Source organism: Kitasatospora sp. NPDC057518 (assembly GCF_042802075.1).
In the GTDB taxonomy this organism is placed as follows: domain Bacteria; phylum Actinomycetota; class Actinomycetes; order Streptomycetales; family Streptomycetaceae; genus Kitasatospora.
In genome coordinates this window covers 1-8,528 of sequence record NZ_JBHVEU010000387.1, presented here as the reverse complement: position 1 = coordinate 8,528, position 8,528 = coordinate 1, and the positions used below count along the sequence as shown (strand labels likewise).

The 8,528-nt window shown below is 74.8% G+C and carries 6 protein-coding genes; 2 read left to right on the top strand and 4 right to left on the bottom strand.

The window, feature by feature from the left end; genetic code table 11:
* Nucleotides 1-75 precede the first annotated feature (75 nt).
* From ACFU7Z_RS30530 to ACFU7Z_RS30520, 3 genes are all read right to left on the bottom strand, one after another.
* The gene (locus ACFU7Z_RS30530) at nucleotides 76-663 is read right to left on the bottom strand and encodes a hypothetical protein (RefSeq protein ID WP_380781047.1); all 588 of its coding nucleotides are present in this window, start codon (nucleotides 661-663) and stop codon (nucleotides 76-78) included.
* Nucleotides 664-785: 122 nt separating this feature from the next.
* Nucleotides 786-2,057: an MFS transporter gene (locus ACFU7Z_RS30525; protein ID WP_049657082.1), complete on the bottom strand. Its 1,272-nt coding sequence runs from the start codon at nucleotides 2,055-2,057 to the stop codon at nucleotides 786-788.
* Between the two features lie 177 nt (nucleotides 2,058-2,234).
* A complete protein-coding gene (locus tag ACFU7Z_RS30520) occupies nucleotides 2,235-2,969 on the bottom strand; it encodes a sulfite exporter TauE/SafE family protein (protein WP_117487094.1) in 735 nt (244 codons plus the stop codon).
* 292 nt (nucleotides 2,970-3,261) lie between these two features.
* Between ACFU7Z_RS30520 and ACFU7Z_RS30515 the strand changes: the two genes are divergently transcribed.
* The gene (locus ACFU7Z_RS30515; RefSeq protein ID WP_380781044.1) at nucleotides 3,262-5,796 is read left to right on the top strand and encodes an SdrD B-like domain-containing protein; all 2,535 of its coding nucleotides are present in this window, start codon (nucleotides 3,262-3,264) and stop codon (nucleotides 5,794-5,796) included.
* Between the two features lie 58 nt (nucleotides 5,797-5,854).
* On the opposite strand, the gene ACFU7Z_RS30510 is transcribed toward ACFU7Z_RS30515, so the two are convergent.
* Nucleotides 5,855-7,216, bottom strand: coding sequence for a nitrous oxide reductase family maturation protein NosD (locus tag ACFU7Z_RS30510; RefSeq protein WP_117487093.1), 1,362 nt, complete (start codon nucleotides 7,214-7,216; stop codon nucleotides 5,855-5,857).
* A 31-nt stretch (nucleotides 7,217-7,247) separates the two neighbouring features.
* On the opposite strand from ACFU7Z_RS30510, the gene ACFU7Z_RS30505 reads away from it, so the two are divergent.
* Complete coding sequence (locus ACFU7Z_RS30505) at nucleotides 7,248-8,474, top strand: Dyp-type peroxidase (RefSeq protein WP_380781042.1); 1,227 nt, start codon at nucleotides 7,248-7,250, stop codon at nucleotides 8,472-8,474.
* The last annotated feature ends 54 nt before the right edge of the window (nucleotides 8,475-8,528 follow it).

Here is an 8,528-nt window from a genome sequence, read left to right as displayed (position 1 = left end):
CGGCAGCACCCGCCCGCGCGGCCTCCGGGGCCTGGGCGGCGCATCGGAGTACGGAGCGGCGCTCGAACCCGGCGGTCACGCCCCGCGCGCGATGAGTTCCCGTACGCCGTCCGCGACGGCCTTGCCGGTGCGCCACTTCCGGAGGAGGCGGTCCGCCGCCAGTTCCTCGACGACGGAGGTCAGCCAGGCGTCGTCGCCGAGCCGTTCGACCCGGCCGAGGTCGACGATGTTCCCCAGCAGCTGGTGCAGCAGCGTGATCTCGGGCGCCGGGTACCACCGCCGGTGGTGGACGAACCGGGGGCTCCACAGGTCGTAGGGGTGCCGGACCATGGCGCTCAGGCAGGAGCCGTGGGTGCCGATCGCCTCGTGGGGCGCGTGGTGACCGGTCAGGAGTCCGCCGGCCGGTGTGCTGAGGAACCGGCCGCTGGTGACCCCGAGCTTCAGGCTCATCAGGCGCTTCCACGGGACCAGGAAGGGCTCCCGTCCGGTGACGCGGTGCTCGAACCCCTCGGGGAGGACGGCGAGATACGCCTTGCTCTCGTGGTCGCCGATGTACCAGCTGCCGTCGACCCGAACCAGCGGGCCGAGCCCGGGACCGAGGTCGTGGCCGGCCCCGACGGGCGGCGCGGCGGTACCGGAGGCGGCGGGGCGGTCGGTGTTCATGGCTCTCCTCAGGACGGGCGAGCAGCTGCCCGCCGACCAGACTTCCCGGCACACCCCCCGCGGTCACCATACCGGCGGACAGTGGCCGTTGGGCGGGAGGACGCGCAACGGCCCGGCGGAGACTACTCGGCGTCGGACGGCTCCGAGGCGGCCGGGACGGTCTCCAGCGCCGTCATCCGCGGGAGCAGGAACAGCACCGCGACCAGCAGGACCAGCAGCAGCCCGCCGCCGACGAGCAGCGGGGTGCGGATGCTGACGACGGAGGCGATCCAGCCGCTGAGGGCGGCGCCGGCCATGATGCCGAGGCGGCTCAGCAGCATGTAGCAGCTGTTGACCCGGCCGAGCAGTTCCTTCGGTACGGCCTGCTGGCGCAGCGAGATCGCCTGGATGTTCCAGGTGACGATCCCGAAGCCGATCACGCCGTACAGCGCGGCGACTTCGGCCACCGAGGTGCTCAGGCCCATCAGGATCAGCGAGACGCCCATCAGCAGGAAGGCGAGGGCGATCCGGGTGCCCCGGCCGAGCAGTCGGCTGAGCCGGCCGGCCAGGGTGCTGGCGGCGGTGCCGCCGATGGCGCCGGCCGCGAGCACGATGCCGTAGGAGGCGGCGGGTGCGTGGATGACCTTGGTGACCATCAGGACCATCATGGTGGTGCCCATGAAGCAGGCCAGCGCGCCGAGGGTGGAGAGCACGGCGAGCATCCGCACGTCGCGGTGGCGGAGCAGCCAGTCGACGCCCTCGCGGATCTCGGTGAGCACCGGGCGGCGGTCGGCCCGGGTGCTGGGGGCGGTGGAGCGGCCGGTGGCGGCGACCAGGACGGCGGCGAGTGCGAAGGAGACACCGTCCACGGCGAAGGGGTGGGCGGCGGCGACGGCGAACAGCGCGGAGCCGAGCAGCGGGCCGATCAGGTTGCCGCCGACCAGCATGTTGGCCTGCATCCGGCCGTTGGCGGCGTCGAGTTGGTCGGGGCGGACCAGTTCGGGGACGGCGGAGGTGGCGGCGTTGGAGAAGACCGTCTCGCCGCAGCCGAGCAGGAAGGCCAGGGCGGCGAGCGCGACCAGCGGCGGGTCGGCGAGGAAGACCCAGGCGGCGAAGCCGAGGACGACGACGGCGCGCGCGGCGTCGATGGTCCACATCAGCCGCCGCCGGTCGGCCCGGTCGGCGAGCACCCCGCCGTAGAGGGACATCAGCAGGAAGGGCAGCGAGGCGGAGACGGAGACCACGGAGACCGCGCTGGGGGAGTCGGAGACGGCCACCGCGAGCAGCGGCAGGGCGGAGTCCCGCATGCCGTCGCCGACCGATGAGATCGCCGACGCGGACCACAGCAGGTTGAACTTCCGGCCCAGTTGGGGACGGCTTTTGGACGGCTTCGCGGCCAGGTCTGCTGAGGTCACCGAGGCAGTATGTCATGTCCGCGGAGGGCCGTTCGGGCGGTTTCCGAAGTGCCCGGGGCGTCCCGAACTGTCCGTGTCGGTACGGGTGTCGGGCTCATCCGGGGGCGTCCGGAGTGTCCGGTGGGTTTCAGCCGGTTTCCGGTGGTTCGTCGGCCGGCGGCGGAGGGCCGGGTGCGCTCAGCCCAGCCCCGAGACGCCCTTGACGAGGGTGGTCAGCCCGCCCGCCAGGGCCAGGCCCAGCACGACCAGCCGGGCGCGGGCCTCCGGCACCCGGGCGGCGAGCAGCCGGCCGATCGCCGCGCCGCCCGCGAGCGCGGTGGCCACCAGCCACCAGGCGGTCCCGGACAGCGCGGGCAGCCCCTTGCCCGCCAGGGAGAAGGCGTTCACCACCACGCCGTAGAACTGGGCGTTGGGCAGGAACTCGCGCGCCGTCCAGCCGGTGTTGACGGCGTACAGGGAGACGGCCGGACCGCCCACCCCGGCGGCCGAGTTCATGAACCCGCTGGTGGCGCCCGCGACCAGGGCGCCGCCGACCCCGCGCAGCGCGGCCGCCCGGACCCCGCGCAGCACCAGCAGCGAGGCCAGGGTGACCAGCGCGCCGATGCCGACGAGCAGTCCGGGCGTCGGAACCGTCGCCGCGACCCAGACCCCGGCCGGCACCGTGCAGGCCGCGGCGAGGATCAGCGGCAGCATCGCCGCCAGCCGTACCTGCCGCCAGCTGCCCAGCAGGCCGACGGCGCTGATGGCCCCGGCGGCGAGGTTCGACAGCGTGACGCCGTCGCCCGGCCCGAGCAGCAGCACCAGGACGGGCGCCGCGACCAGGGCGAAGCCGATCCCGGCGAGCCGTTGGACGGAGGCGCCCAGCAGGACGGTGCAGCCCAGTACGAGGTCGGTGGTCAAGCCGTCGGGCATCGGGCGCGGCCTCCCTCTCGGCGGGCTCCGCCGTCGGCGGGCGGTGCGTACCGATCATGCCGCACAGGCGGGTCGGGCGTGCCGTCGGTCTCATCGGGGACGCCCCGGAGATGTGGTCGGGAAGTATGCGAACTAGTGGGGCCATGTCCGAACTCGATGCGATTTCCCGGCACTTTCCGTCACCCGCGCCGGTGAATGTGCGATGAGGGCGGGACGTGGACGACCGATGGCCGCTGTCCTGGGGGTCCTGTCCGGATCGGGCCTGCGCCCGTCGGTGAGGGGAGACGGAACCTTGAAGAGGACGAGAAGACGGACGCGCCGGGCCGCGCTGACGGCGGCCTTCGCCGTCGTGCTGGCCGGCGGAGGACTCGTGGCGGCCCCTCAGGCCTCCGCGCAGGGCGGTGTCGGGGCGGTGACGGTCCGGGTGGTCCGGGCGGTGGACGCCACCGGCGTGTGGACGCCCGCGCTGGAGCCGGGCATCGCGGGCGTGACGGTGACGCTCACGGATGACGCGGGCACCAGGACCGAGGGCGCCACGGGCACCGACGGCACGGTGACGCTGGCCCCGGCCGCGAGCACGGCGACCGACGGCAAGTACCGCGTCCGGGCGGTGAATCCGAAGCCGGGCACGCTCTTCCCGGCCTTCGCCTCGCGCCAGGGCCTGGACGGCGCGCCGAACCGGTTGAGCTCCAACGAGGAGTTCGTCGACCTCTCCGACGGCCGGAACGTCGCGTACACCACCGGGTTCTGGTACCCGGGCGACTACTGCCAGAAGAACGCCCCGCTGGTGACGACCTGTCAGAACACCACCTGGCAGGGCGGGGCGCAGCGCACGCTGGTGTCGTTCCCGTACGGCGCGCGCGGCCAGGACGGCGTGGACGTCGACGTCACCGGCATCGCCACCGACGCGCAGACGGGCACGCTGTTCGGCATCGCGTGGAACAAGGCCGACCGGCGGGTGTTCTCCTCGGCGGCGGCCAAGCGCACCACCGACTACGGTCCGGGCGGCGCCGGCGGGATCTACGTGACGGACCCGGCGCGGAAGACCACCACGCTGTTCGCCACCGTCCCGGACGCCGGCGGTACGGCGCACGCGCCGGGGTCGGACGACGCGTTCCTGGCCGTGCCCGGCAAGGAGAGCCTCGGCGGGCTCAAGGTCACCGAGGACGGCCGGGACCTGTTCGTCGTCAACCTCAACTCCCGTGCGCTGTACCGCTACGACGCCACCGCGGCGACGGCCGCGGCGCCGACGGCCGTCTACCCGGTCCCGGACCCGGGCTGCCCCTCGGCCGGGGACTGGCGGCCGTTCGGCCTGGGCCTCCAGGACGGCGTCGGCTACCTGGGCGGCGTCTGCTCGGGCGAGTCGACGGGCCGGGCCTCGGACCTGCGGGCGGTCGTTCTGCCCTTCGACCCCGCCACCGGGCTGTTCCAACCGGCCGTCCTGGACCAGTCGTTGGACTACCCGCGGCAGTCGACCGTGGGCAGCGGCCCGTGCGACGGCGCGGGCTGGTTCCCGTGGACGGACACCTACCCGACCTCGCAGAACGGCCAGGCCTGCTCCGGCTACCGGGCCCAGCCGGAACCGGAGTTGGCCGAGATCGGCTTCGAGACGGACGGCTCGATGCTGCTGGCCTTCCGCGACCGCCTGGCCGACCGGGCGACGGGCCAGTCGGCCTCGGGCGCCGCGGTCGGCGAGGTGCTGTCGGGCGGCGACCTGGACAAGGCCTGCGCGGAGAACGGCACGTACGTGCTGGACACCGACAACGGGTGCGGGCTCTCGCCCCGGGGCACCCGCTTCTTCGACACCAGCCGGTTCGGCGTCCACCACAACGCGGACTACGCCGGGATGGCGCTGTCCAAGGTCGAGAGCACCATCGGGATCTCCGGGTACGACCCCAACAACACGGCCTTCGGCTACGGAACGGCCTTCGTCCAGCGGGCGGACGGCCGGCAGGCCCCGGGGACCGGCCTGCGGCTCAACCCGGCGGACGTGCCCGCGCCGTTCGGCAAGGGCGCCTCGATGGGCGACCTGGAGGTGCTCTGCGACCGGGCGCCGCTGCAGATCGGCAACCGGGTCTGGTACGACCCCGGGCGCACGGGCATCCAGCGGCCGGGCGGGCGCCCGGTCCCCGGTGTCACGGTGCACCTGTACGACGGGGCGGGCGCGCTGGTCGGCACGACGAGGACCTCGGCGCGCGGCGAGTACTACTTCGACGACTCGAACGTCACCGGCGGCCTCGCGCCGCGCACCCGGTACACCCTCCGGCTGGACGAGCCGGCCGACTACGCCGAGGGCGGCCCGCTGTTCGAGTGGGCGCCCACCCGGCACGACGTCGGCGACGACCCGTTCGTCAACTCCAAGGGCGTCGTCCCGAGGGGCGGGAAGTACGCCGAACGGGAACTGACCACCGGCGGACCGGGCGAGAACGACCACACCCTCGACTTCGGCTTCCGCCCGACGAGGGGCGTGCTGACCCTGGTCAAGGTGGACCAGGACGGCAGGCCGCTGGCCGGGGCGACGTTCCAGCTGTGGCGGGTCAGCGGCGGACCGGGGTGGCCGGGGTGGCTCGGCTGGCCGGGCCCCGGCCGCGAGCGCGGGGACACGCCGGTCGGCGAGCCCTGCACGACCGGGGCCGACGGCATCTGCCGGGGCAGCGGCGGACCGGGGACGTACTACTGGGTGGAGCTGAGGCCGCCCGAGGGCTACGCGGCGGACCGGACGGTCTTCGGGCCGCTGGTGCTCACCTGCGACAACCTCGGCGACGGGATCACGGTGACGGTGGTCAACCGGCTGATCCCCGGCCCCTGGCTGCCGCACGACCGGTGACCGGCGCCGGGCGGGCCCGCGGGGAGCAGAGTCCGCGGGCCCGCCCGGCGCGGCCGGTTCAGTGCTTCGGGACGGCGTCCGCGGACTCCGGCAGCGGGTAGGCACCCGGGTCGACCGGCCCCGGGAGGTCGGTCGCCGGGCGGCCGGGCGCGGTCGGGTCCGGCAGCGAGGGCTGCGCGGGCGGGACGGGCACCTGGCTGAACGGGATGCCGGGCGGCGCCTGGACGGGGCTGGTGCGGCCGAAGGGCGGGGCGCTCCGGCCCTGGGCGGCGCAGCCCGCCAGCGTCTCCAGGCCGTCCGGGCTCTGGACGGCCGGCTGGTTGCCGGTGAAGCAGTTGCCCGGGTCGACGGAGGCCAGCACCAGGTCGGTGCCGTTGCCGGTGGCCCGGTTGCCCTCGACCCGGTTGCCGCTCGCCGGGTGCCCGGGCGGGTCGGTGATGACGATGCCGGCCGCGCGGTTGCCCTGGACCAGGTTGCGCTGCACCTGGTTCGCCGTGCCGCCGCCGATCCCGATCCCGATCCCGTAGGCGCCGTCGGCCTGTTGGGGGGTGTCGGTGGCGTTGTTGTCGGTGACGACGTTGCCCACGATCACCGCGCCGTGCTGCGGGGCGAGGGCTTCGAGGTCGTTGGAGTTGACGGTGACGCCGACCCGGTTCCCGGTGACCCGGTTGCCGACCACGGTGAGCCCGTCGGAGGCGTTGGTGATCTCGATGCCGACGGCGTTGCGCTCGACGGTGTTGCCCCGCACCAGGGTGTCGCAGGGCTTGCACTGGCCGACGTAGATGCCGGAGTCGGCGCCCCCGGAGGCGTACGAGTCCTCGATGACGCCGCCGCGGGCGTCGAAGGCGTAGATCCCGTACAGGCCGTTGTTGTAGGCGGTGACACTGCTGGCGCGGAAGCCCTCGACCACCGGAAAGCGCACGGTGTCCAGCGGGTTGTAGGCGGAGCCGCCGGCGCCGTGCTGCTGGAGCTTCTCGTCGGTGACGCCGGTGAACAGCACGCCGTTGGCGAGGTAGCCGTGGACGGTGAGGTTCTCCACCACCGAGCCGGGGCCGGAGGCGGTGATGCCGTTGACCAGCCGCAGCCCGCCGTCCAGCACCACGGTGTTGCGGTCGGTGCCGCGCAGCACGATCCGGGGCTTGGTGAGGCGCACGCTCTCCCGGTAGGTGCCCGGGTCGACCAGCACGGTGTCCCCCTCGCGGGCGACGTCCACGGCCTGCTGGATGGTCGGGAAGTGCTGCGGGACGCGGATGACCGTGCCGTCCGGGTGCTTGGCGTCGGAGGAGGACGAGCCGCCCGAGGAACAGCCGGCCAGCGCCAGGACGGCGGCGGCGAGCAGGGCGGGCAGGCGCCTGGCGACGCGGGCCCCGGGCGGGGGTGTCGTGCCGGACCGCGGGTGACGTGTGGTCAAAAGTTGCATACGGCGTGTTCTATCGTCTCCAATGTCGCCCATGCATGCCGAAACCGGAAAGGCGCAGGACCAGCCACCGACCGCGCGGGGCGCCGGGGTGGATCGAAGGGGGCTGCTCGCGGGCGGGGCCGTGGTGGCCGCCGGGCTCGGCGCGGGGGTCACGGCACTGGCCATGGGCACCGGCGGCGTCCGGGGGCACGGCCGCGGCGCCCGACCGGCGGCGGCACCGGAGCCACCGGCTATCCCCTTCCACGGCGAACGGCAGGCCGGGGTGACGACCGCGCAGCAGCCGGCCACCCAGCTGCTGGCCCTCGACCTGGCGCCCGCCGCGACCTCGGACGGGCGGGCCGCCCTGCGCGGCCTGCTCGGCGAGCTGACCCGGGTGCTGGCCGGGGCGACCGGCGGCAGCCCGGCCGACGCCCGGCTGCAGGGCGGCCAACCGGCCCGGCTCAGCAGCCTGGTGGGCGTCGGGCCGGGCCTCGCCGCCCGGCTGGGGCTGAACGTTCCGCCGGCCCTGCTGACCGAGCTGCCCGCCTTCCCCGGGGACCGGCTCGACCCGGCGCGCGGCGGCGGCGACCTGGTGGTCCAGCTGTGCGCGGCCGACCGCTGGCCGCTGTCCGTGGTCGCCGAACAGGTCGACGCGGCGGCCCGGGCGGCGGGCGCGACCGCGCGGTGGACGCAGTCCGGCTTCCTGGCCCGGACGGCCGGCGGCGCCACCCCGCGCAACCTGTTCGGCTTCAAGGACGGCACGGCGAACCCGGACGGCACCGAGAGCGGGCAGTGGGTCTGGGGCCCGCCGGGGCCGTACGAGCACGGGACGGTGCTGGTCTACCGCCGGATCCGGATGGACACCGCCGCCTTCGCCGCCCTCCCGGGGGCCCAGCAGGAGCAGGTGATGGGCCGCCGGGCCGGCGACGGCGCCCCGCTCACCGGCACGGCCGAGCACGACGAGCCGGACATCTACGCCAAGAACCCGGACGGCTCGTACCTCATCCCGGCCACCGCGCACGTCCGCCTCTCCAGCCCCCGGCTGGACGGCGGTGCCCGGATGCTGCGGCGCGGCTACAACTACGACGACGGCCCGGGCGACCGCGGCCTGCTGTTCTGCGCCTTCATGCGCGACCCGGCCCAGTTCACCCGCGTCCAGAACCGCCTGGCGGCGCGCGACGCCCTCAACACCTTCATCGAGCACACGGCCTCGGCGGTGGCCTACGTCCTGCCGGGCGCGCCGGAGGGCGGGACGCTGGGGGAGGGGTTGTTCGGGTGAGCCGGGGGCGGTGGTCGGCCGCCCCCGGCCGACGGCTGAGGCCGGGCGGCCGAC

What these genes read in the sequence shown, in the direction of transcription:
- ACFU7Z_RS30510 (WP_117487093.1), bottom strand. Translation starts at nt 7,216, where the DNA reads ATGCAACTTTTGACCACACGTCACCCGCGGTCCGGCACGACACCCCCG.
- ACFU7Z_RS30530 (WP_380781047.1), bottom strand. Translation starts at nt 663, where the DNA reads ATGAACACCGACCGCCCCGCCGCCTCCGGTACCGCCGCGCCGCCCGTC.
- ACFU7Z_RS30520 (WP_117487094.1), bottom strand. Translation starts at nt 2,969, where the DNA reads ATGCCCGACGGCTTGACCACCGACCTCGTACTGGGCTGCACCGTCCTG.
- ACFU7Z_RS30505 (WP_380781042.1), top strand. Translation starts at nt 7,248, where the DNA reads ATGCATGCCGAAACCGGAAAGGCGCAGGACCAGCCACCGACCGCGCGG.